17 protein-coding genes are annotated in these 24,665 nt (G+C 53.3%); 5 read left to right on the forward strand and 12 right to left on the reverse strand.

Going from position 1 to position 24,665, the window contains the following annotated elements:
- Positions 1-25: 25 nt before the first annotated feature.
- The 9 genes from ABIC79_RS16820 to bcsO form a co-directional block, all read right to left on the reverse strand.
- A complete protein-coding gene (locus ABIC79_RS16820; RefSeq protein WP_013573450.1) occupies positions 26-634 on the reverse strand; it encodes a mobile mystery protein B in 609 nt (202 codons plus the stop codon).
- The gene (locus tag ABIC79_RS16825) at positions 631-1,098 is read right to left on the reverse strand and encodes a mobile mystery protein A (RefSeq protein ID WP_013573451.1); all 468 of its coding nucleotides are present in this window, start codon (positions 1,096-1,098) and stop codon (positions 631-633) included. The genes ABIC79_RS16820 and ABIC79_RS16825 overlap by 4 nt, the downstream gene beginning before the upstream one ends.
- A 190-nt stretch (positions 1,099-1,288) precedes the next feature.
- Positions 1,289-2,302, reverse strand: a complete 1,014-nt coding sequence (locus ABIC79_RS16830; protein ID WP_013573452.1) for a family 8 glycosyl hydrolase — start codon at positions 2,300-2,302, stop codon at positions 1,289-1,291.
- Between the two features lie 9 nt (positions 2,303-2,311).
- Positions 2,312-2,791, reverse strand: a complete 480-nt coding sequence (gene bcsD / locus ABIC79_RS16835; RefSeq protein ID WP_013573453.1) for a cellulose biosynthesis protein BcsD — start codon at positions 2,789-2,791, stop codon at positions 2,312-2,314.
- Between the two features lie 18 nt (positions 2,792-2,809).
- Entirely contained in the window at positions 2,810-6,772 is a 3,963-nt protein-coding gene (locus ABIC79_RS16840) for a cellulose biosynthesis protein BcsC (RefSeq protein ID WP_354567884.1), read from the reverse strand.
- Positions 6,773-6,854: 82 nt separating this feature from the next.
- On the reverse strand, positions 6,855-9,344 hold the full coding sequence (gene bcsB / locus ABIC79_RS16845; RefSeq protein ID WP_126124567.1) for a cellulose biosynthesis cyclic di-GMP-binding regulatory protein BcsB: 2,490 nt from the start codon (positions 9,342-9,344) through the stop codon (positions 6,855-6,857).
- Complete coding sequence (bcsA, locus tag ABIC79_RS16850; protein ID WP_013573456.1) at positions 9,341-11,440, reverse strand: UDP-forming cellulose synthase catalytic subunit; 2,100 nt, start codon at positions 11,438-11,440, stop codon at positions 9,341-9,343. The genes bcsB and bcsA overlap by 4 nt, the downstream gene beginning before the upstream one ends.
- Positions 11,441-11,470: 30 nt before the next feature.
- Entirely contained in the window at positions 11,471-12,274 is an 804-nt protein-coding gene (gene bcsQ, locus ABIC79_RS16855) for a cellulose biosynthesis protein BcsQ (RefSeq protein WP_121020021.1), read from the reverse strand.
- Positions 12,265-13,035 (reverse strand): cellulose biosynthesis protein BcsO, encoded by a 771-nt coding sequence (gene bcsO / locus ABIC79_RS16860; protein ID WP_013573458.1) that lies wholly within the window; start codon positions 13,033-13,035, stop codon positions 12,265-12,267. Before bcsO ends, bcsQ begins: the two co-directional genes overlap by 10 nt.
- Before the next feature lie 559 nt (positions 13,036-13,594).
- Here bcsO and hmsP point away from each other — a divergent pair.
- From hmsP to ABIC79_RS16875, 3 genes are all read left to right on the forward strand, one after another.
- Complete coding sequence (hmsP, locus tag ABIC79_RS16865) at positions 13,595-15,577, forward strand: biofilm formation regulator HmsP (protein ID WP_354567888.1); 1,983 nt, start codon at positions 13,595-13,597, stop codon at positions 15,575-15,577.
- Positions 15,578-15,813: 236 nt separating this feature from the next.
- Entirely contained in the window at positions 15,814-17,097 is a 1,284-nt protein-coding gene (locus ABIC79_RS16870; protein WP_013573460.1) for a dicarboxylate/amino acid:cation symporter, read from the forward strand.
- A gap of 326 nt (positions 17,098-17,423) precedes the next feature.
- A complete protein-coding gene (locus tag ABIC79_RS16875) occupies positions 17,424-18,938 on the forward strand; it encodes a M16 family metallopeptidase (protein WP_354567890.1) in 1,515 nt (504 codons plus the stop codon).
- Between the two features lie 172 nt (positions 18,939-19,110).
- Here the strand turns inward: ABIC79_RS16875 and kdgK are convergent, their stop codons facing one another.
- Positions 19,111-20,049 (reverse strand): 2-dehydro-3-deoxygluconokinase, encoded by a 939-nt coding sequence (gene kdgK / locus ABIC79_RS16880; RefSeq protein ID WP_013573462.1) that lies wholly within the window; start codon positions 20,047-20,049, stop codon positions 19,111-19,113.
- A gap of 193 nt (positions 20,050-20,242) precedes the next feature.
- Positions 20,243-20,446 (reverse strand): 2-hydroxymuconate tautomerase family protein, encoded by a 204-nt coding sequence (locus tag ABIC79_RS16885; protein WP_013573463.1) that lies wholly within the window; start codon positions 20,444-20,446, stop codon positions 20,243-20,245.
- Positions 20,447-20,769: 323 nt separating this feature from the next.
- On the opposite strand from ABIC79_RS16885, the gene pdeH reads away from it, so the two are divergent.
- Both pdeH and ABIC79_RS16895 read left to right on the forward strand, forming a co-directional pair.
- Complete coding sequence (gene pdeH / locus ABIC79_RS16890; protein WP_013573464.1) at positions 20,770-21,546, forward strand: cyclic-guanylate-specific phosphodiesterase; 777 nt, start codon at positions 20,770-20,772, stop codon at positions 21,544-21,546.
- A gap of 211 nt (positions 21,547-21,757) precedes the next feature.
- Entirely contained in the window at positions 21,758-23,812 is a 2,055-nt protein-coding gene (locus ABIC79_RS16895) for an AsmA family protein (protein ID WP_354567893.1), read from the forward strand.
- A gap of 49 nt (positions 23,813-23,861) precedes the next feature.
- Here the strand turns inward: ABIC79_RS16895 and ABIC79_RS16900 are convergent, their stop codons facing one another.
- Positions 23,862-24,632: a CDP-diacylglycerol diphosphatase gene (locus tag ABIC79_RS16900; protein ID WP_013573466.1), complete on the reverse strand. Its 771-nt coding sequence runs from the start codon at positions 24,630-24,632 to the stop codon at positions 23,862-23,864.
- Positions 24,633-24,665: the final 33 nt, after the last annotated feature.

Raw genomic sequence — 24,665 nt, forward strand, 5'->3', positions numbered from 1 at the left:
AAGCGGGCTTTTTTCTGGGTAATATTTAGTCAGAAGCAAATCTGATAAGGCGCCTATAATCGCCATTGTCGGCTTCTCTCAGAGCGAGAATGTATTCAGCGCGATGTGCATCTGGTGAAACGAGTTCGCCTGCTGATATCCCCCAGGGAAAGAACCCCCTTCCAAGCGCGCGACGAAGCACGTCGCAAAATATCCGGGAATGCCTTCCATTCCCATTGGGAAAAGGGTGGATCCATACAATGTCTCTGTGAAGTCTCAGGCAGATTTCATCGGGTGGGTAAGTTTCGTTTTCAATCCAGAAAATTGCATTATCGAGAGTATCTCTGACACGCATTGAGATCATATAAGGCGGCGTATTCCCGATGTTTACTTCTCTGCGTCTGAGTTGCCCCGCCCATTCCCACGTTTTATTGAACATGTTGCGGTGTAATCGAAGACAGAAATCGACAGTTAAGATCTCTGTGTAAATCAGCTTCTGACGGCTGAGATGCGCTAATGCCTGCTGTATGTTCGTTTTTTCAAATTGATTCAGGTCTTCCCGGGTAAAGATGTAGTCGGGAATTAAACCGGCCAGATCGTCAGGGCTAAGTTCCGTTGCCCCTTCAGGAAGGCCATTATTGATGGTTTCGCTCATTTTTCATCCCAGAAATCCCGAGGCCATTTTTGTAATAGGTCGCTTTTAAGCTTGTCTTGTGTCGATTCTTGGAACGCTGATGATGTGGATTGCTGTTCCAGTGACATATGAATTTCAGTGTACTGATTAAGGAATTTCGCTTTTTTCCCGGCCTGCTGCTCTCTTAGTTCTTGCAGCGTTCGCCCTTGCTTTGGCTGCAAAAAGTATACAAGCTCACAATCCAAGCCCTCAGCGATTTTTTCCAGTGTATTCAGCGTTAGCGACCCTTCAATTTCACCTTTTTCTATCAGCGAGATGCGCGACTGACTTAAACCACATCGTTCGGCAAGGGAGCGGGTGCTCATACCCAGCGCGCTTCTGAGAAGTTGTATCCATCCTTTTTTTGGGCGCTTGGCTTTGCGTCGAGGTTTCATTTCATTGAGAAGGTTGTCTACCTGTTTGATCTTTAATTCTTTATCCCACATAGAGAAACCTTTTAATTGCATATTTACAATAGATTTATTGATTTTCAATATTAAATATACAATCAAATTTGGATAAATCAATTGTATATATACAATCATTTTAGAATTAATCGATTGTATATATGCAATCGATTACAACAAAAAAGGCCAGTCAGCATCCACTGACTGGCCTTACTATTTCAGAGTACGCTTATCCTTTATGACTTGCCCACCAGCTCAGCAGTTGCAGGGTGGAAGAGTAGTAATCGTCTTTCGGTGCCAGGTTCGGGCTGATGGCGCCAGCGTTGGCCATGGTGAAATCGCGCACGGCTAATAATCCCGGTGACATGTTGTAGCCCGCTTTGGTGCCGGTCATGACATCAATCCAGGCGGGTGTGGCGTCGCGTGGGGATTTTTGCCACCACAGAATAAACGGTGCCAGTTGCGGGCTGCCGGGATGCGCCCAGCCGAGATACAGCGGGATACGCACGGCATCGTAACTGAAACGCGTTGGCCAGCGGCTGGCCGGTTTCAGGGTGCCATCGGCCTGCATATCCACCCAGTCCGTCGGTAAGCGGAAATCGCCAAACGCCATTTTACTGAGCATCGCGGTGCTGCTTTCATCCAGATCTTTCCAGACTTTCAAATGGCTGTGCGCATAAAATGCCTGCCAGGCAGGGAAGATGAAATAGGACGGATTGACGGTCACGTTGCTGGTCTGATTGAAACCCTTCACGCCCGGCAGCATCACTTTGTAACCGGCGTAATCAATCACATTGTATTTGATCAGCGCCGTCTGCAATTTTTCAGAGGCTTTGGTGTAACGGCTGTCGTTCCACTTATCACCCGCCAGCAACAGCGCCCAGGCCATCAGCGTATCGCCATCAGAGGCGTTGTTGATATCTGCCACATGCGGAGTGCTGTTCGGGTCATACCGCCATGAATACAGGCCGATATCTTTGCGATAGAGCGTCGTGTTTGCCCACTGCCACAGCTTGTCGAACGTCGCCTGATCGTCATTGAACACCGCGAGCAGCATACTGAAACCCTGACCTTCGGTGTGACTGACGTTTTTATTGGCGGTATCAATGATTCGTCCATCTGGCATCAGAAAGCGACTTTTATACGCAGACCAGCCAGCATCCTGAGCCATTACAGCGGAACTGAAAAACGCGAAAATAAGGCCGAACCACAGCACCAGGCTGTAGCGCCGAAATAACGACATAGAGATTCCTTACAAACCATTTTGATAACGGAAAACGAATGCGCCTTCCGGTGTGCTTTCCTGCCAGCGCAGCGGAACATAGGGTTGCCCGCCTTGTGATAACAACCACTCAGCATACAGTCCTTCAAACAGGGCGATGAGCGCAATAGGCCACAACGCATCATCCTGCCCTTGCGGTGATGCCGGCCAGGCAATGTGCACCAGCGCCAGTTGTTGCGAAGTCGCTTCCAGCTTCACGACACCCCAGTCAAAACGGCTGAGAATATGATTGATATTGTCTTCCAGTTCGCCAAGGGTCGCAGAGGCGGGAAGCGGATGCTGGCGTGCCAGGTTATTGCCCATCAGGGTCAGAAAGCGGCGGCCATCTTCGTCATCGGCGGACGCCAGAATACCTGAAAATAGCACCTGTACCAGGCTTTGCCAGCCGGGTGTGGTGTGGCGCTGGCGGTAATATTCCTGCGCGACCTGGGTATAGTTATGTTCTTGCATGGTTTTATTTCACCGCGATTAATTTTGGCCCATCAGATAACGGAAGTAGACCTGCGCTTTACTTTCGTTGTAATCGCCGAAAGTATCGTAGCCAACCTGTCCGCCAATCTGCATGCTTTTGTTCAGATGATAGTTGCCGCCGACGCCCGCATTCCAGCCGATGCCATTTTGCGTTTTACCGCTGTAATAAGCTTCTGTGCCGTAGCCCTCAGCCACCAGATCTTCCAGTTGTTTCTGCAGGTCCGGGTTATTCGGGAAGTAGGCGCTCTTATCCTGCGAATAAGACTGATAGCCCACCGCGCCGGACAGTTTCAGATCCCAGTCGTCATATTTCTGGGTGTATTCCACCGGGAAGGAGACGCTGACATAGTTTTGCGGGCTGAAGTAACCGCCCTGACCGAAGCTGTAATAGCTGAGGTTTTTGTCGAAATCCATGTAACCGACGTTGATGCCGGTTTTCAGTTCACGATCGTCATAACGGAACGGACGTACATACAGACCGGCATTGGCGTTCACCGATTTGTTGCTCTTCACGTTGTTACCCAGATAGCTGTAATAACCCGCTTCGGCGTAAAAACCAGCGTCGCCATCGTCGTACGACAGATTGACGCTGCCGCCGTTTTTAGTGACCTGACCCCATTCCTTGCCGCTGTAATTATCTTTGGTGCCGACGTAGGACAGAATACTGTCAGTGACAGCACGACGCTCAGCCGTCACGCGCAGGGTGGTGAAGTCAGTCAGTTTCGGTGCCCATTGCACGCCACCGACCAGCGAGTTCAGATCCTGCCCGAGCGGCGTACTGCCGATATCGGCTTTATAGCTGTCACCGGTCAGCGCAGCGTTCACTTCTACGCCGGTTGCGCTTTGATTGCCTGCGGCTGGCGCTGCGTAAGTCGTTGGATCCGTACCCGTAATGGTGTTGTAGGCCACGCATTGATCGGAGGTTGCGTTAGCTGACGTACAGTTGGTGCTGGAATTCGCCGCTGCAGCCGCCTGCAATTTCGCAAAGGTGCTGTAGCTGGCGATATCCAGACCGGCCGCTGCGGCTGCGGCAGCCACATCTTTCTGCGCCGACTGTGCTGCAGCCAGTGCGCCCTGACCGAAGCGGGAATTGCCGGTACCGGACGGGCTGCCTGCGCTGAGAGAAACCGGCGTGACGCCAATACTCAGACGGGACGTATCAAACGGCACGAAGGCAAAGGTCATCGGTGCTTTAGCTTCGGTCAGCTGGCTGAGACCGCTTTCGCCGTCACGGCCACGGATCGACATATCACCCTGCGCCCAGGTCGCGGTCTTGCCCTGCAACTCGTCGAGCATGTCGTCGATCTGTTTTTCCGTGGCATTACGCTGTGTGACCGCTGTCGGTTCGGTCGTTGCCGCCGGAATATTTCCCGGCGTGGAAACCTGATCTGATACCTGCCACGGCAATACGGCACCGTAAGAAGATTGTGTCGCCGGTCGTGAGGCGGAGGTGTGTGTTGAGCGGTTGATGAACGGGTTGTCGCTGATCTGCAATCCGGCCACCTGCGCCTGACTGTCTGTGCCTTCCAGCCCGATCATCTTGCCCTTCGCAGAACGCAGTAACGCCAGCGCCTGCTGATGATCGCCCTGTGCTTCGGCGACGCGCGCTTCGAGTAACAGACGGTCCGGCGTACGCGGTCCGCGCAGGCCTTCCATCAGCGTTTTAGCACGCTGGTTATCGCCTTCGCCCAGCGCAACGTTAATCGCACCGACGCGTGCATCCTGTGTCGGTGTGTCGTTGCTCATCAGGTAGTTATAGACCTGACCGGCTTGCTTATTGAGTTTTCCGGACTGATACAGGCGCGCCATCGCCAGCATCAGGTCGCGGTTTTGCGGATCAGCCTGCAACGCGACGACCAGTTTGTCGTAGGCCGCTGCGTACTGACCCTGTTCGCGCAACTGGTCAGCCTGGGTGATCACGAAACCGTTACGCAGGCTCGCCAGCGCTGTCGGTGACGTGCCGGACTGGATTTGTGGATTTTGCAGGAAGGCTTGCGCCTCATTGCTCAGACCGGCCTGATTCAGCACGCTGACCTGATCGGCGTAATCCCCGGCATTGCCGGTGACGCCCTGACGCATATTCTGGCGAACCAGTTGCACCGCCAGCGGAAGCTGACCGGCCGCCGCCAGGTTTTTCGCCAGCGCGCCGACATCCGCAGGCGCGGCTGGTGGATTCTGTGCCAGCGCACGCAAGGTGTTAGACGCAGCGGCGGCATTGCCCTGTTGCAGATAGCTTTCGGCATCGGCCATTTGCGCATTGAAGTTGGCGCGCTGCGCCAGTTCACGCATCCCCTGATTCTGACTGCTGCGCGGAATACGCGAGAGCAGGGCGTTGGCGGTTGACCAGTTTTTGGTTTCTGACGCGAACAGGGCCGCGGCGTACAGATCGGCAGAAGAGGCACCCGGACGCGCAGACGGCGCCATGATTGACTGTGCCTGCGCGGTTTGCCCCTGCGATTGCAGGATGCGCGCCATATCCAGTTTCACCCAGACATTTGACGGCTGACGTTCCCGTGCCTGCTGAAGAATATTCAGTGCGCGCTGCGGATCGTTGTTCGCTACGGCCTGGGCGGCCTGACGGCGCATTGGCTCGATAACATCCGCCACGGTCGGCGGGTTCATTTTGGCCTGAATCCCGGCTGGCAGCGTTTTCAGCACCTGACTGGCTTCGGCGGTTTTGTTCTGCTGACGCAGCACGTAATACAACCCGGCGCGGGCATCGGCATTATCGCCCAGCGCGCTGTATTGTTGCTCAGCCCCGGCCAGATCGCCTTTGCGGCGCAGAATATCCGCACGCAACAGGCTGGCTGACTGACCTTTCTCACCACCGACCTGCGTCAGCGGAGTGACGGCAGCCAGTGCGGCGTCGTAACTGCCGGAGCCGGCGGCGTCTTTGGCTTTCGCCAGTTGGGCGTAAAACGCGGAATCCTGTGCCTGATTGCTCAACTGGGCGCTGTTCGGGCCGCCCTGTGCGGCAGCTTTGCTCAGATACTGTGACGCCTGCTCAAAGTTACCGCTGCGCTGCGCGATATAACCGAGACCGGCCAGTGCATCGGCGTCATTCGGGTTATCGGCCAGTACGCTTTCAAACTTAGCTTTCGCGCTGTTGACGTCGCCGCTGTTCAGTGCCGTGAAGCCCTGACCTTTCGCCGCGCCGCCGATGTTTTTCTGGAAGTAAGTCATCACGCCGGTGTCGTTCGGGTGACGCGCCTGATAGCCCTGATAAAAATCACGGTCAGCTTCCTGCGGCGTCATCCACAATAATGCCTGACGTAATGAGCGGTCGGCTTCGGTGCTGGAACCGGCCATCGTGCTCAGTAATTTTATACCGTCGCGGCGGGTGGATTCCTGATACGTCAGCACCTTACCCAGACCAAGGCGCGCCTGTGTGTCGTCAGGACGCGAGGCGACACGCTGTTGTAACCCGGCAATGGCCTGCGGCTGGAGCGACTTGTCGCCCGCCATCGTCAGATAGTATTCGGTCGCCAGGCTGTCGAGTGGCTGGTTGCCGTTAAAGATCGTGCGGTACGCCGAAAGCGCACCGCTGACGTTGCCCTGCGCGGCCATCTGGCGGGCAGAAGCCAGCTGAGCCGGCGGGATTGACTGCATAGCTTTGGCGCTGTTGAGCGATGTCAGACGCGGATCGTCCGGCGAGGCAGCGGCCAGTTTTTCGCGCCACTGACTGGCTGCGGTTTTATCGCCACTTTGCATGGAATACAGCGACATCAGGTACAGCGCTTGCGCATTGTCTGGCTCAACCAGCAGCACTTTCTGTAAGGCGTCTTTCGCCAGGTCGTCATGGGCGCGTTCATGCCAGTAAGCGGCCTGATCAAACAACGCCTTCATGGCAGGATTGGTGGTATCCGCTGCAAAGGTGGTGGCACTAAAACTCGCTACTCCGGCGATCCCTACCAGATAAATAGCCCTGATCACCGCCAGGGACAGTTTATGTTTCTTCATTTTCCAGCTCCGGTAATCGCCAGAGAGTCGCCGCCCGAAATCGGGGCGATCTTCATTGTTTTTGTTTTAAAGCCGATGCTTTTCATTTCTGACCCAGACGTTTGGCCGCGTGACGACGCAGGACAACGAACAGGCTCAGGCCAACCACCAGCGAAAGCAGGGTCGCAATCAACGACAGGATCACGATGTGTTTGCTGGCATACCAGAGCACCATCATGTACCACGGCATTTGCCCGGTCGGGAATTGCTGACCCACTGAGAAGCTGCGGATGCCATTTTCATCGGTAATAATCGCCAGATCGCCGCGCACGTTGGCGTTGATTTTGGGTGATTTCAAATCGTTATGGATTTTCAGCAACTGTTGATCGTCTGTACCGGTTGCCAGCACGACCACATGGTCGGCAGACCAGCGCGAACGGTAGCTGACGAAGCCACGCCATGCGCCGGTTGAGGACAGATAACGGTCTGCATCGACCGGCTGGCGGTACCAGTCACCGGTCAGCCAGGCGACAACGCGCTGCATTTCGGTCGGCGTTTTTACGCCCATTGAGCCACCGTTGATGCTGAAAGGAGAGTCCGCAAGTAACTGCTGGTTGAATGGCGTGTCGCCCAGCGTGGTGACGGCCAGAATATCGCGGTCAAACAGCGGGTTATTTTGTTCATCACCGTTCAGGCCGAAGGCCACCTGCACATGATTCACCGGCATGCCTGTGGCTTTACCGGCGCGTGAGGCCAGGTTCAGCAGGGTGTGGATTTCATCCGCCGTCGGCGTTTGCGGCAACAGCATCAGGGTGTCGGAGAAATCAGCCAGTTTGGAGTACGGATAAGACGCGCCGACGAAATACGACAGGTTCGGCAACTGGGCGAAGTGGTAGCTTCCGCTCAGATCGATGAAAGATTTTGGATCGATACGGCTCTTAATATTGTCGCTGGTCAGAATGCTGCACGGCGCATCTTTTTTCGGCTTGATGTCGAAATAGAATTGCAACTGGTTGTCGCCGTAAATCAGGTAGGGCGCGAGTTGCAGCGTGTAGCGTTCCTGACGGCTGTCACCGCCCAGGCGACGCCAGATATTTTCCACCAGACCCACTTTGTTGACGGTCAGGCTGCGCAGGAAGTTGCTGTTGATGGAGACGTTGAGTCTTGAACTGTCTTCATCAATCCAGTTTTCGGTGGGGAAACGGTAATCAATGCGCACCGGAATATTGTGTCCGTCCCACATGAACAGATCTGGCGCAGCGCGGAAGGCGACCTGAATGCCGTCGTGATAAATGCCGTTTGAAATCAGCGAATCTTGATCTTTACCCGCCAGTTCACCCAGCGTCACCGGCCGTGAGGTGTCAATCCAGCGCGGCGCGTCATACGGTTTGCTGGACGGAATGGTTTGCTGGGCCACATCCAGATGGTCGGTGTTGTTCGGCATCCCGCCACTGATCAGGCGATACGCAGCCTGACGCAGTTGGTTATCGTCATTACCGAGTACCAGCAGCAGCTTGTAAACCGGATTGATCGGGTTATCGATAATCTGAATCGATGCGCCGTTGCTCGCCGGCAACGTCAGTGAACCGATTTTATCCCCCGGCTTGCCGAACAGAATGCCATTCTGATCCGGCAAATCATTCAGGATGACCGGGAAATCGACGCTGCGATAATCGGACAACATGCCGAGATAAGAAGAGACCATCGCCGCAGCGCTGATATCGCCCGGTTTCATGGCAGCAGAGAAGCCCATGGTGATTTTGGACTCCTGCATCTGCAGGCCATCAAAGAACGGACGCGGGAAGTTACCCAGATTACGGCCAATATTCAGTTGCTGACCTTCCAGCCCGATGCTGGTGGTGGGCAAAATAGTGACCCAATATTTATCCGACTGATCTTTCTCGCAGGTCATGGTGTTGCTGTCATGCACGCGGAAGCTCAGGTTGTTGTTGGATACCACCATGGCTGCCGGAATATCGAGATCGTAAACATCGCCGCCGTTGCTGCTCTGATTCAGCGGCAGGTTACCCAGCGGCTGGCCGTTGAGCATCAGTTCGAGTGTGGTATCGCGGGCAATCAGCGCCGGAGAAATTTTCAGTGCCAGCGACAGGTGCGCGTTAGTCACCACTTCATCGGCAGGCAGGGTGAAAATGATACCGGACTGCAACTGGCCGCCGCTGAGCGTCAGCCCGTTCGGCTGGCCCATTTCGGCAACGGTGACGTTGCTGGTCACCGGCTGAACCAGCGGCATTACCGGCGCAGCGGCAGCGGAAGGATCGGCAGTTACATCAGGCATCGCCGGGCTGTTATTCACCGGCGTGGTATCCGTCTGTGGTGCATCTGCGGCCGGGGCTGGCGTTGTGTCACCGGCTGGCGCCGTTTCACCCGGCATCGGCATGACCGGCGGTAGCCATGACGGCGCGGCTGGCAGGCTGGTTGCCGGATCAACGGCTGGTGCCGGCGCGTCTTCCGCCTGTGACAACGGCAGACTGCTGAACGTCAGCAACAAACCGGTGGTGATTTTTCTGAACAGGGATGCGCCCCGTGCAGCCAATAAACGGCGCTTACTCATGAGGTTATAAGGTCGGTTCATGCTGCTTCACTCTTGCTGGTGGCGTCAGCGGGTTTATTTTTAGCACGGCGTTCCTTCCACGTGTTATAGAACAACTCGAACACGCAACGGATGATGCTTACCAGCGATCTGAACGGGTTATCCGGCGGGTATTCTTCGCCAATCCAGGCATCAGCACGGCATAAGACCACGCGAACCAGCTCGCGGCGTTTCGATAACGGCAGGTTTTCAAATTGCAGACGCAACCGCTCTTTGTCTCCGCTGATTTGCGTCACCGGGAAACTTTCCGCGCCGGAAGACAACTGAATTTCTACTTCTTCAATTTCTTCATCCAGATAGCGCACGTCCGGCGTCACCAGTTGCACACCGCCCATCGACATATCGATAGTGGTGGTGCGCAGTGAAATACCATTGGCGTAATGAATAATCGCCGGGATGGCCACATCGATACGGATAGTTTTACGTACCTGACGGGTTTCTTTCGCTACTGCAATCGCTGCCAGCAAAATCAGCACGCTGAAACTGCCCCACGCGATATTCAGCGCAATAACATTTGGGTCGATGGCAAAGTAATTGTGGAAGATGGCGCGCACGATGCCGTAACCGATGCCGATAATCATCAGGATGGCGACAATCAGGTGAGGTTTGACGATGTTGAAGTCGAAGAACCCGACGTCCAGCAAACCGCCTTTATCCGTCACGTTAAACTTGCCGCGTTTTGGTGCGAACATCGTCACCAGCGTGGGCAGGATCAGGTGGAAGGCCATCACGGTCTCGTAAATCTCACCCCAGAAGGTGTAGCGGAAACGCCCGTTCATGCGGGAGTTGATGTACAGCGACATCACCAGGTGCGGCAGCGCGTAAGCAAAAATCAGGCTGGCGGACGAGGAAATAATGTTCAGGTTGAACAGCAGGAACGCCAGCGGTGCGGTCAGGAACACCACACGCGGCAGACCAAACTGGAAGTGCAGCATGGCGTTCAGGTAACACAGGCGTTGCTGCCATTTCAGACCGCGGCCGAGCAGCGGATTATCCACCCGGAAAATCTGCGTCATACCGCGCGCCCAGCGGGTACGCTGAATGACGTGCAGACCCAGACGTTCGGTCGCCAGACCGGCGGCCAGCGGGATATCCAGAAACGCGGTATTCCAGCCACGACGCTGCATTTTCAGCGCGGAGTGTGCATCTTCGGTAACCGTTTCAACCGCAAAACCCCCCACTTCTTCCAGAGCCACACGGCGGATAACCGCACAGGAGCCGCAGAAGAACGTCGCATTCCAGTTGTCGTTACCTTGCTGAACCGGGCCGTAGAACAGGGCACCTTCGTTGGGCATGGTGCGGCCCGCAGACAAGTTACGTTCAAACGGGTCAGGTGAATAGAAGTAGTGCGGTGTCTGGATCAGCGCCAGACGCGGGTCTTTCAGGAAGCTGCCGACCGTCGCCTGCAGGAACGCGCGGGTGGCCACGTGGTCACAGTCGAATACGCAAATCAGCTCGCCTTTGGTGAGTTTCATTGCATGGTTCAGGTTGCCGGCTTTGGCATGGGAGTTGTCGTTACGGGTGATATATCCCACACCGGCGTCAGCGGAGAACACCGCAAATTCGTCCCGTTTACCGTCATCCAGAACATAAATTTTGATTTTATCTTTCGGATAATCGATGCACTGCGCCGCCAGCACGGTGTCACGTACTACGTCGAGACTTTCGTTATAAGACGGAATATACACATCGACGGTTGGCCACAGCGTGGTGTCATCCGGCAAAGGTTCGATGGTGCGTTTTAATGGCCAGGTGGTTTGCAGATAACCCAGCAACAAAATTAGCCAGACATACAGTTCGGCAAGGAATAAGCCGATCCCTAAAATAGCTTCTATTGTTGAATTAAAATGCAGCGTTTCCGTCGCGCGCCAGTAAATATAACGCGTCGACATCATGACGGACATGATGACCATCACCACGCTAATCCGTCGGCTTTTACTGATGCCAAGCAGGAATAACAGACCGATGCTGATCAGGCCAAAAATGTACTGCTTCTGGCTGTCCATCGGGGTAATGATGATGACTGCTGCCACCGGCAGCAGCAGAAGTACAAGGAGAGAAAACAGGAATTTATTCATCGCTTTTGGGGTCGCTGTTAACAGTGATAGCTAATAACTGCCAGATTTAGGCGCGGCGTGTAATTCACCATCACCGACTTTAATCCCTAAAATGGCGGCGACTTTTTTGCTGATCAGTTCAATATCAAATGCCGAAGCCGATACCGGACTGAAATCAATAATAGAGCGCTGCGAGGCATTGGCCTCTGGCACACATTCATCCCTGTGGATTGTGCCTAATAATCTTTCATTTAAACGCTGTTCGAAAAATTGGGTGACGTCGCGGCTTAATGTCCGGCGGGTGTCACTTTGGTTAACAACATAATATTCACCCAACTTGTTATTCAAAGGGGTGCCAATTAATTTGTTTTTTTCCATTAAGGGTAATAAAGATAATGATGCGGTGTCGGCCAGCATCACCACCACATGTAAATCAGCAATGGCCTGAACGGCTTTTAATGCCGGACTCGGGCCGGGAGGGAAATCCGCGATAATAATTAATCCCGGATAATTCAGGACGGTATTTAATCCGCGCTGTAAAAAATGCTGATCGCTGGCAAGCTGATGTTCGAATTCCAGCCGCTGATCTTCCGTCACTTCGCCATAAGGTAAGACAAACGTATTGGAACCCGCTTTCAGGATGAACTGGCTCCAGTCGGATTCATTACCCGAACCGGCGACAAAACCGCGGGTATCGGCAATAGGCACACCGAAATGAAGGCGAAGGGCGTTCTGCACATCAAAATCGATGACCAGCACTTTGCTGCCACTGCGGGCAAGCGAATAGGCCAGGTTGGAGGCCACCGTGGTTTTTCCTACCCCACCTTTCGGTGAACAAACGCAAACTAACGGCATGAGGCAATCATCTCTAACAGGGGTTGAAGCGGTGTGTCGCGATGTAAATAAGCGCTGGCAGGCTGCGGCGCTCGCTGTTTAAACATTTGTTTAAAGCGCTGGTTAACCTCAGCAGACGCCGGGGATGCGGGCACCACTGGCGCTGGATTTTGTACCGGCGGCTGGTGGTAAACCGGCGCGGCGGGGTGTTGTTCTGGCTGAGGCGTCTGAACCGGCGCAGGTGCAGGCTTTGAAGGCGCTTCGGGCATTGCTTTACGCAATGAATCGAGTAAACCTGAGCCGCTGTCAGGAATGACTGACTGGGCGTGCAATGTCGGTGCTGTGTGAACAGGCTGATGTTGCGCGGGCTGCACGGACACGGGGGCTGGCTGAACGGGTGCGGACGGCAGCGTTTCGCGCAGGGCATCAAGCAGACCAAAACCGGCTGGCGGAGGAGTAACCTCCGAAGACATCGGCGTGGCTGGTGTGTGCATAACAGGCTGTGCGGCAGAAGCATGCGGTTTCTGCTGCTCATTGACAGACTGAGAAGCAGAAAGCGAAAACTCGTCCGCAGAAATGGATTGTGGCGTTGGCTGCGTGGTACGCCCGTTATCAAGTGGACCGGCAGGCTCTTCGCTGGCTGAGACTTGTTTAATCAACGTCCACTGATTCATTGAACCTGTTATGGATTCTCCCGTTGATTTTTCATTAAGCTCTTTATAATCAAGATTTTCCAACTTCGTCTTATCCATAAAACGTTTAATGTCATCATATTTATTCATAAATCCCGCCCGATAGGATTATATATTTCGGTGTTTTCTGGACGTCAAAACGACTGTGATTGGCCGTTAACAAAGAGTGTAAAAAGATGAATATTTTTAAAGTTTTATGTGGGAATAGGACTCGTCTTAATATATCAGTTCTTTTACAGCATAGAGCAGTTTTTACAAAAAATAGGATTAACCCGCATAAAAAACAACACGGGCATAACTGGCTGGCGCAAAAGGTTTTTGATGTTGTTTTGCGATGCGTTTTTGTTAAATTAGTATAATGTTTGGTTTTTTATGTGATGAATAGCACATAATATTCATCAGGTGCGCCGGGCTCAGGATGTTCTTATGCTGTGAATTATTCGATTAACCTGAGTAATGTATGTTTTCTCTAAGTTGAACAACATAAAGAATATTCATTGTAGGTGTGTACCGGCAAACATGTTGTTTTTTATAGCCAAAACTTCGTCTTTAACCTCGAAATAACACGTTATAAGGTATACTGCGCACAAGTACCGTTTATGCCCGGATGGGCGCGGAAAATCATGTCGGTGGTAGATGGAGAATTAAGTTGCGGGTCAGGCGTTCATTAACGATTAAACAGATGGCGGCCGTGTCGAGCATTGCGGCCATCACCATTTGTATTTTTATCGTCATCCAGCTGTTCCACTTTGTACAGCAACGGAGGGACGATTACGCCCAGCAACTTGAGAATATTGCGCATTCTGTTCGGGTTCCGCTCTCGCAAGCCGTGCTGGATGTTGATCTGGAAGAAACGCAGGACATTCTGAATACGCTGCAACCGGTGGGCATTCTGAGCCGTGCCGACGTCGTGTTACCCAATCAGATCGCCGCACTGCATACGCATTTCCCACCAGGCCGCCCGGTGCCGCAATGGGTGACCCGCGGTTTCAATCTGCCGGTGACAATCTCCGTACCTCTCTATTCTGCGGCTGCCAGCCCTAAAGCCCCCAAACCCCTGGCTTATCTGGTCCTTCAGGCTGATTCCTACCGCATGTATCAGTTCATCATCAGCGCGCTCTCGACCATGCTGACGACATATCTGTTGCTGGCGCTGATCCTGACCATTTCCGTGAGCTGGGTTATCAACCGTTTGATCGTGAAACCGCTTCGCGCGATTGCCAGCGATCTGGAATCCCTGCCGGAAAGCGAGGTGCCAGGCCATCAGCTAACCCTGCCGCAACGCCACGAAGACGATGAGATCGGCATGCTGGTGCGCAGCTACAACCGCAATCAGCAACAGCGGGAGAAGCCGCAATGCACTGCCCGTGAAGCACTGCTGCCTTCTCAAACCATGCTGAATAATGAAGAACAGTTTATGCAGCATCTGGAACACCGCCTGCATTGCGCTGAACCGCAAAAAAGTTTCCACCTGCTGTTAATCGGCATTGAAAGCCTGCGCGATGACGGCCATGTGGATTGCCCGCTGATCTCTTCCATCATGAATGTGTTGCCTGAGAACTGCCTGCTGGCGCGCCTGAGTTATAACGAATTTGCTCTGCTGGCGGCGGATATTCCGCGGCCCTTTATGGCGATGCGTCTGGCGCGGCAAATCATGGAGCGCATCAATGCGCCGCAGGAAAGTCATGCTGGCAATATGTCTCTGCATCCGACTGGCAGCATCGGCATCGTGCAATACACCGGCGAATTCCCGGTGAGTGCGCAGCAACTGATGGTGAATGGTCGTGCGGCCAGAGTCTCGGCCTATCAGCAGGGGAAAAACCAAATCCTGTTCTTCGAGCCGGAACTGACCGAAAAAATTCAGAAACGCTTACTGCAGGAAAACGAAATCCTGCATGCGATGGAACAGAATGATTTCACGCTGTTTATCCAGCCGCAGGTGAATATGGCAACTGACGTGGTGGTCGGGGCGGAAGCCTTGCTGCGTCGTAAAATGACCGATGGAAGTTACGGTCTGGAAAGCGATTTTATTGTGCTGGCCGAAGAAATCGGCGTCATGAGTCAGCTGGGTTACAAAATTCTTGAGCTGGGCTGTCAGATCCTGGCGGACTGGCAGCAACGAGGCATTCCCCTGCCGCTGTCAGTCAATCTCTCCGGCGCGCAGGTACAGCAGCGTAACTTCCTGCCGGAACTGCGCAGCCTGCTGAGCCGTTACAAAATTAATCCGGGACAACTGGTGCTGGAAATCACGGAAACGGCCCGCATTGATGATCTCGATCGCGCGCTGCTGTTGCTCAGCGAACTTCGCGCCGTGGGTGTTTCCATCGAGCTTGATGATTTTGGTCTGGGTTACTCCGGGCTGGAATACCTCAACCGGCTGCGCACATTGCCTATTGATGTCATCAAAATTGACCGCAGCTTCGTCAGCGTGCTGCCGCAGGATGAAGTGATGGTGAATATTGTGGCCTCGATTGGTCGCGCCATGAATATTCAGCTGGTAGCCGAAGGCGTAGAAACTGAGGAACAACGTCAGTGGCTGCTTAAGGAAAATATTCAGATCGGACAAGGCTATTTATTTTCCGCGCCGCTTTCCAAAACTGACTTCGAACGGAAATTCTGCCAGCCTTCCTGACCTGTACCACGGACAGGAAAACCTCTTCTTGTCCGGCATTTCCCCCTCCTGACGCTTTTTTTACTTACATTACTTCCTGCTGAATCCTTTCCGCTCCGGTTTTTCATGACTCGTGATTGCGGAGGGAAACGAAATATTTCCATCATGTTGTGCTTGTGTTATTTACCTGCTGCCACTCATTACCTTTGACCTTACAAAAAATAGAAGTCGGCGCAATCACTTCAGGATGGGTATTCATGAAAAAATCACTCTTCAGAAGCCTGTATTTTCAGGTGCTTTTGGCTATTACCGTCGGTGTTCTTCTGGGGCATTTCTACCCTGAGATTGGCGCTCAAATGAAACCACTTGGTGATGGTTTTGTTAAATTAATCAAGATGATCATCGCGCCGGTGATCTTCTGTACTGTCGTCACCGGTATTGCGGGTATGGAAAGCATGAAAGCGGTCGGCCGCACCGGTGCGATTGCGCTGCTGTACTTTGAAATTGTCAGTACACTGGCGCTGATCATCGGGCTGGTGATCGTCAATATTGTACAGCCGGGAGCCGGGATGAACGTGGATCCTGCCGCGCTGGATGCCAAAGCGGTAGCGGTTTACGCCGAGCAGGCGCAAAGCCAGGGCATCATTCCGTTCCTTCTGGACGTGATCCCCTCCAGCGTGATTGGGGCATTCGCCAGCGGGAACATTCTTCAGGTGCTGCTATTTGCTGTGTTGTTTGGCTTTGCGTTGCACCGTCTGGGCCACAAAGGCCAGCTGATTTTCAATGTGATCGAAAGCTTCTCTCAGGTCATTTTCGGCATCATCAATATGATCATGCGCCTCGCACCGATTGGCGCATTTGGGGCCATGGCGTTTACCATCGGCAAATACGGCGTCGGTTCGCTGGTGCAACTGGGACAACTGATCCTGTGCTTCTACCTGACCTGTATTTTGTTCGTGGTGGTGGTGCTCGGGCTTATTGCGCGCTTCACCGGTTTCAGCATCTTCAAGTTTGTGAATTACATTAAAGAAGAGCTGCTGATCGTGCTGGGCACGTCATCTTCTGAATCAGCGCTGCCGCGCATGCTGGATAAAATGGAGCGTCTGGGTTGTAAGAAATCGGTGGTCGGGCTGGTCATTCCGACCGGCTATTCCTTCAATCTGGACGGCACCTCGATTTATCTGACGATGGCAGCAGTCTTCATCGCGCAGGCGACCAATACCCATATGGATATCTGGCATCAGATCACCCTGATTGTGGTGCTGCTGTTGTCTTCAAAAGGGGCGGCAGGCGTAACGGGCAGCGGATTCATCGTGCTGGCGGCAACGTTGTCTGCTGTGGGCCATTTACCGGTTGCAGGACTGGCACTGATTCTGGGCATTGACCGTTTCATGTCCGAAGCGCGTGCGCTGACCAATCTGGTCGGTAACGGCGTCGCCACCATCGTGGTCGCAAAATGGTGTGATCAGCTGGACGAAGGGCAGTTAAAAGCGACCTTAAACGGCCAGAAGGGTCTGACAGAAGCCGAAAAGTCCGCCTGAAATTTCTGAAAAATGGTGGCTGAATGGATGAAAATATTGAGAAAGGTTTCTAAAAACGCATTTATTTAGCCCCAAACCCACCTAATATCCACCGGTTACTTGATGCAACCGGTGGATTATCTTCATAATATGTCCCTCAAATGCCTCATCTGGCGTTCGTTCCCATAATATTTTTGCGGGCTGCGTGACATTGCGAAAAATGCGCGGTCTAACGAAGGGCTGTATTTTCCGTCCTTAAACTTACGCATTCAATTCCTGTGGGCCAGTCGACCGACACCGGCAGGACAGCATATTGAAAATTGGATTGTCATTACGTAGGGGTTCACATGCAGGGCACCAAAATCCGTTTACTCATTGGTGGATTGCTGCTGGCAGCAGCCGCAAGTCATGTGCAAGCTGAAGCATTACAACCAGATCCGGCCTGGCAGCAGGGGAAACTGGACAATGGATTTACCTGGCAGTTGCTGACCACGCCGCAACGCCCGAGCGATCGCATTGAATTACGCCTGGTGGTTCGCACCGGCTCGCTGGCGGAATCAGCCCAGCAAACGGGCTATGCCCATTTCCTTCCCCGCCTTGCGCTGATGCACAGCGAAGGCTTCAGCACGGCTCAGCTCCAGTCTCTGTGGCAGCAAAGTATCAATCCGCAGCGGCCCTTGCCGCCAGCGGTCAGTTCTTATGATTTCACGATGTACAACCTGAGCCTGCCCAATAACCGTCCTGAGCTTCTGAAAGATGCTCTGAACTGGCTGACAAATACGGCGGGCAAAGTGTCTGTCACCCCGGCGCTGGTGAGTGCAGCCCGTCAGGAATCTCAGGATCCGGTAGGTTCTCTGCCTCAAAATACGCAGGATGCCTGGTGGCGTGCGCGGATGGCCGGTTCGACGCTGGTTGGTCACAATCCAAACCATTTACCCACCAAACCTGTCAACATCGACGCATTAATCAAATTTTATCATCAGTGGTATACGCCTGATGCGATGACGTTATTTGTCGTCGGTAATGTCGACAGCCGTGGCCTGAGTGAACAAATCAATCGCACGTTCTCGTCACTCAAAGGCAGCCGCCAGACGCCGCAGACGTTGCCCACGCTGTCTGAAGTGACGACAAAATCCATGACCGTCATGGATGAAAATCTGACTCAGGATCGCGTCTCATTAATGTGGGATAACGCCTGGCAGCCCATTCAGGATTCACAGGCACTTGCCGCATACTGGCGCAGTGATCTAGCCCGCGAAGCGTTGTTCTGGCATTTGCAGCAACAACTGAAAAGTGCGTTTGAAACCAAAAAAGACACCCCGGCACCTGGCCCGGGGCTGGGTTTCGACTGTAATGTGCAATATCAGCGCGCGCAGTGTGCAATCCGCATTGAAGCACCGCAGGCTAAGCTGACCGAGCTGTTTAAACGTTTGTCAGAAGAACTCCTGGCTGTTCGCGATAAAGGCATTTCTCAGGCTGAATTTGACGCACTGATTGCGCAGAAAAACGATCAGCTGAGCAAACTGTTCGCGACTTACGCCCGTACCGATACCGATGTGCTGATGAGCCAGCGTTTGCGTTCCCAGCAAAACGGTGTGGTAGATATCGCCCCAGAACAGTATCAGCAATTGCGTCAGCAGTTCCTTTCCACGCTGACCCTGCCGGTGCTGAATCAGGAACTGAAGCAACAGCTTTCCCGCGCTCCTGCGTTATTAGTGGCGCAGCCAAAAGGGGAACCTGAGGTGAATGCCGCAGAGCTGCGGGCGGTTTATGACAAGATAATGGCACCGGTGGAAACCGCGCCTGCGGTTGATGCCCCTGCGGGGGATGTGCCAGCGGCATCGGCGACGACTGCGCAATAAGTAGATCGTTGAGTAAGAATTCGGTCGGCTCCCTCCCCTGCGAAGGGGAGGGTTGGGGTGGGGTATTAAGGTCTAAATCAAAAAGTTTAAGTGTGCTTTAGCAAAGAGTTAGTCATTAAAACCCCCTCCCAGCCTCCCCCTTCGCAGGGGGAGGAGTAAAGAAAAACTCCCCTTATGCCCGCCCCGGCATAAACTCCATCGGAATGATTGCCCCGCGATGCTGGATAACCGTACTCGCTGTTTCATGTCCACGCACTGCGGCTTCCACCGCGCTGCCACCGGTGAGCCTCACCGCCAGATAACCGGCGCTGAAGGAATCTCCTGCTGCCGTCGTATCAATGACTTTCTCTTTCGGCAATTTCACCGCAGGGACATCATGCAACTCGCCTTCAGCGCTGGAGACGATGCAACTGTCGGCTCCGCGTTTGACGACCACTTCGCTGACGCCCAGCGCATGGGTGCGCGCAATCACGTCGTCGTACGGCTTCTGGCCCCACAACATATCTTCGTCATCGAGGGTCAGGAAGGCGATGTCGGTGCAGGAAAGCATGGCGTTATACGCGGCCTGCGTCTGTTCTTTGCTGGCCCACAGACGCGGACGGTAATTGTTATCGAAAATCACTTTGCCACCGCGTGAACGGCAGGCTTTCAGCAAGGTCATCAGACGGTCACGGCTTGCGTCGCTGAGGATCGCCAGACTGATACCGCTCAGATACAGATAATCAAATTCTGCCAGTTTCCGGCAAATCTCTTCGGATTGCGGACTGTCGAGCCAGTAGCGCGCGGCAGCATCATTGCGCCAGTAATAGAAGGTGCGCTCGCCGGTGCTGTCCGTTTCAATCACATACAAACCGGGTAACTTGTTTTCAAGGCGCTGGGTCAGATCCGTGTGAACCCCTTCCTGCTGCCAGGCCTGCAACATTTCATTGCTGAAACTGTCATTGCCGAGCGCGGTGACGTAATGCACGTTCAGCGCATCAGGGGAAACCTGGCGGGAGATATAAACAGACGTGTTCAGCGTGTCGCCACCAAAACCGCGGTGGAGCGCATCGCCTTTCTGAGATAATTCGATCATGCATTCGCCGATAACGGCAATGTTTTTGCTGGTCATGGTACCTGGCCTATGTCTGAAGCATTAAAACGAAAGGAAAGAAAAGACCGTCATTATTGCGCTCTAGTCTCTTCATAAGAATGCGGTCAGTCAAATAAATTAAAACAAGGTTTTATTTTTGTAGGCAGCAGGCAAAAAAAAGAAGAAAAAACGAGGGGAAAAGTGGAAGCGTCAGCACTTCCACCTGAGGCAGTTACTTATTTTCCTGACGCAGTTCGGTCACCGGACGGCCACCCACTCCCCAGTTATCGGTGTCGACCTCGTCAATGACGACCACGGTCGTCGCCGGATTTTTGCCCAGCGTGTCCACCAGTAATTGTGTCACCCCGGCGATCAGCGCTTTCTTCTGTTCAGCTGTCGCGCCTTCGCGGGTGATTTTGATATTAACGTAAGGCATTTTTTTCTCCGGCTTGTGAATGAGGCGTCAATAAAATATTCAGTGCTTCCACTGTAGAGCCTGTGTAAAAGAACTTCCAGCCCGGCTTTTTGGCTGATTTAGGCGCACAGATTGTAAGGTTATATCGAGTGATTAAAGTTTCCCCGCGCAGCGCCGATAGATAACTCTACTAAAGAAAGCCAGGAAACCGGGCTACTTTGCCTCCATGAAACACAGTGTTCTGCGAACACACGCTGTTGACATGAATCACATTGTAGTCACGCGACACATGTTGCCGCATGTCCCCCTGATTATCTGATTCTTATTCATGACGGCAGAAAAATATGATAACTAAGATGATGTTAGGGCTGATTACGCCTTCTTTTACCGCCATAGAGCGCGTAAAAGCACAGTCTTACTGGCGTCAGTGTCAGAGAGTGTACCGTTTTCAGCCTATTTATCGCACCACAGGAAAGCTGTTGGGAATTGAATTGCTGACAGGGATTTTTCACCCTGCGAGCCCGCACAAATTCATTTCGCCGGAAGAATATTTTGTCGCGATCGCTGTGGGCAAACGTTTGCAAATCGTGCAGGAGCAGCTCGACCTGTTGCAGCGCTGGCAGCATCTGTTCATTGAAAACGAATTACTGGCGTCGATTAACGTAGATGGTCAGGTACTGGAAATGCTGCAATCTGATTCGGCGCTGCGCGCGCAAATCAGCGCGATGCCGTATGTCCGTTTTGAACTGGTTGAAAGCGCCGAAAATGCGCTGAGTATCCCGCTGTCGCAAATCGAGCAATCTGACCGGTTGTGGCTCGATGACTTTGGTCAGGGTATCGCTAACTTCTCTTCCTTCACCACCTGGCATTACGAATACATCAAAATCGCCCGCGATCTGTTTATTTTGCTTGGCCAGAGTGAAGAGGGGTCACGGCTGTTTTACACGCTGGTGACGCTGATGAACCGTTATAGCAAAGGCGTGATTATTGAAGGCGTTGAAACGGCCTCTGAATGGGCGATGGTCTGCAATTCTGATGCGCTGGCGGCACAAGGCTATTATCTGGCGCGCCCCACCATTTTCGACAATCTGGATAATCTGCCCATACATTTCAAAGGATAATGGATCACGCCTGACCTGCTGAGGCAAACTCTCAAAGTTGCTGGTGACTCGTTGTGGTGTGATGCATTTTCATTTCACTGATTTAAAAAGCATTACCTTCCGACTTCCTGCCTGATATGCCCCCTTCACGAATGCCCCTTCCTGCAAGCTGTTGAGAATTCTACTATGGTTAAAACTTAGGATTGGTTAACTGTCTGAAAGGAACAGATTTATGACGCGCACAGGTAAAGTGATTTCCTGGGTTGTGGGTGTGATTATCATTGCGTTGATTGCTGTCGTGATTTTCATTGCGACATTCGACTGGAACCGCCTCAAACCGACCATCAATCAAAAAGTCAGCACCGAACTGAACCGCGCATTCGCGATCCGCGGTGATTTAGGCGTGGACTGGTCGCGTCAGAAAGACGAAGCGGGGTGGCGCGCGTGGGTGCCGTGGCCGCACATTCATGCTGAAGATATCGTGCTCGGTAACCCTTCCGATGTGCAAACCGGCGAAAAAGACGCGCAGATGGTGAAACTCGCCCGCGTTGACGCCAGCATTGCGCCACTCGCCTTACTGCATAAAGAAGTGCTGATCCCGCGTATCTGGCTGAAACAGCCTGATGCTTCATTGCTGCGTCTGGATAATGGCAAAAATAACTGGACGTTCAATCTCGCCAACAGCGATACGCAGGATCCGGCGCAGCCGCCGTCTGCCTGGTCATTTACGCTCAATGATATCGTGTTTGATCGCGGGAAAATTGACTATAAAGACGCGAAACTGAAAGCTGATTTCCGCGCCGTGATTGACCCGCTGGGCAAACCGCTGCCGTTCACGGAAGTGGTCGGTGATAAGAAAGATGCACCGAAAACCAAAACCCCGCCTTATGTGTTTGGCTGGAAAGTTGACGGTAAATACAACGGTGAATCGCTTTCCGGCAGCGGCAAAATCGGTGGCATGCTGGCGCTGAAAGACCCGGATGTGCTGTTCCCGTTACAGGCAGATGTCCGTTCCGGGAATACGCGGGTGGCCGTCGCGGGGACATTGCAGGATCCGATGAATCTCGGGGGGCTGGATTTACGTCTGAAATTCTCCGGCCAGACGCTGTCTGACTTGTATGGCCTGACCGGCGTGCTGCTGCCGCAAACGCCACCGTATTCCACCGACGGGCATTTATCGGCGACGTTGCATGATAAAGACGGCGCAATTTACCGTTATCAGAACTTTAACGGTGAAATCGGCGACAGCGATATTCACGGCTCACTGACTTATCAGGCCGTTAAACCGCGACCTAAACTGACCGGTGAGGTAGTTTCAAAACAGCTGCGCTTTGCTGATCTGGCTCCGCTGATTGGTGCCGATTCTAACCAGGACAAAGCCAAACGTGGTGAAACTACCCGGCAGCCTGCCGACAAAGTATTGCCGGTGGAGAAATTCGATACAAAAAGCTGGCGGGTAATGGACGCTGATGTGAAATTCAGCGCCAAACGTATCGAGCATGGTAAATCCCTGCCACTGAGCGATTTGAGCACTCACCTGAAACTGACCGACGGCGAGATCCTGCTCGACCCGCTGCGTTTCGGTCTGGCTGGCGGTAATCTGAATTCCACCATCCGCCTCGAAGGTGACAAATCGCCGATGCAGGCGCGCGCCGATATCCATGCCCGTAAACTGAAGCTCAAACAATTGCTGCCAAACGTACAGTCAATGGAGCGCAGTCTGGGCGACCTGAACGGTGACGCCACGCTGACCGGCACCGGGAATTCGGTCGCAGCGCTGCTCGGTACCAGCAACGGTGATATGAAAATCCTTATTAACGATGGCGTGATCAGCCGTGGCCTGATGGAACTGGCAGGGCTGAATGTCGGTAATTACGTGGTGAGTAAACTGTTCGGCGATGATGAAGTGGCGATCAACTGCGCGGCCGCCAACGTCAATGTGAAGAACGGACTGGTCACGCCACGGCTGTTTGTGTTCGATACTGAGAATGCGGTGATTAACATTACCGGCAACACCAATATGGCAACCGAACGGCTGGATCTGTCGATCAACCCTGAAAGCAAGGGCGTGCGTATCCTGACCTTACGTTCACCGCTGTATGTTCGCGGCACCTATAAAAATCCGGATGCCGGCGTGAAACCAGGGCCGCTGATTGCCCGCGGTGCCGCAGCCGTCGCGCTTGGCGCTGTCGTTGCCCCGGCTGCCGCGCTGCTGGCGTTGATCTCTCCAAGTGATAATGAAGAAAACCAGTGCGGCCCGATCTTGCAGCAGATGAAACAGAAGTAATCCTGTTGGATTAACGCCTCCCCTGCGAAGGGGAGGCCGGAAGGGGGCTTTAAGGCTGAGGCACCGGATCCAGTACCGCACATTTGTGGTCCTGGATTTCTTCGGTGGAGGCGTTATTGAGTTTGAGTAAGTCACGCTCGCTGGCGAGCAGCAGGAAATCGCCGCCCGGCAGGCTGACCATCGCCATGCCGAAATGTCCCATCTTTTTATCGGCTTCAGGCACACCTTCGGCCAGAAGCCGGAAAGCGCCTTTCTCATTCAGCTCGGCCTGCGTCACTTTACGCGCCAGATAGGTGTGTCCGAGCAGCTTATCCGGCAGTTCCTGCCAGTTATATCCCATCTGCCCGCCATCTTTGCTCAACGTGGTTTTTACCTGTGGCAAAAGACAGGAGATGTGGATGTGCAGCTGATTCTGCGACCGTCCGTATTGCGAGTTAATCGCCAGCGAGACATTGCTGTCATCAATCGGTTTACCGTATTTATCCGCCATAAAATGCCGCGCATTCCATGCCTGGCTGAAAAAGTTTGGCGTTGACGGTTCCAGCAACGCAGGGCTTTCCATACCGGTGATCCGCGCGGTCGGCATCAGCAAATATTGCAGCGGGCCGTTCAGATCTTTCAGCACCACAAAACCCTGTTGTTCATCGACCTGCGCGCAGGGCTCAGGTTTGCCCGTGCTTTGCTGATTCGGCACGCATTTCTTGCTGATGATGTTCCACAGAGCGTTGGGATTGGAGGTGTGTGGCCAGAAATACCAAAAGGCCGCAGTAATAAGGATAAGCAGGATCAGAACAGGCAGGATAAATCGACGCAAGCGCATAAGAGACCTTCGCAGAAGGCACCGTGCCGGGCG

It is taken from the genome of Rahnella sp. 2050, from assembly GCF_040544515.1.
GTDB lineage: Bacteria > Pseudomonadota > Gammaproteobacteria > Enterobacterales > Enterobacteriaceae > Rahnella > Rahnella aceris.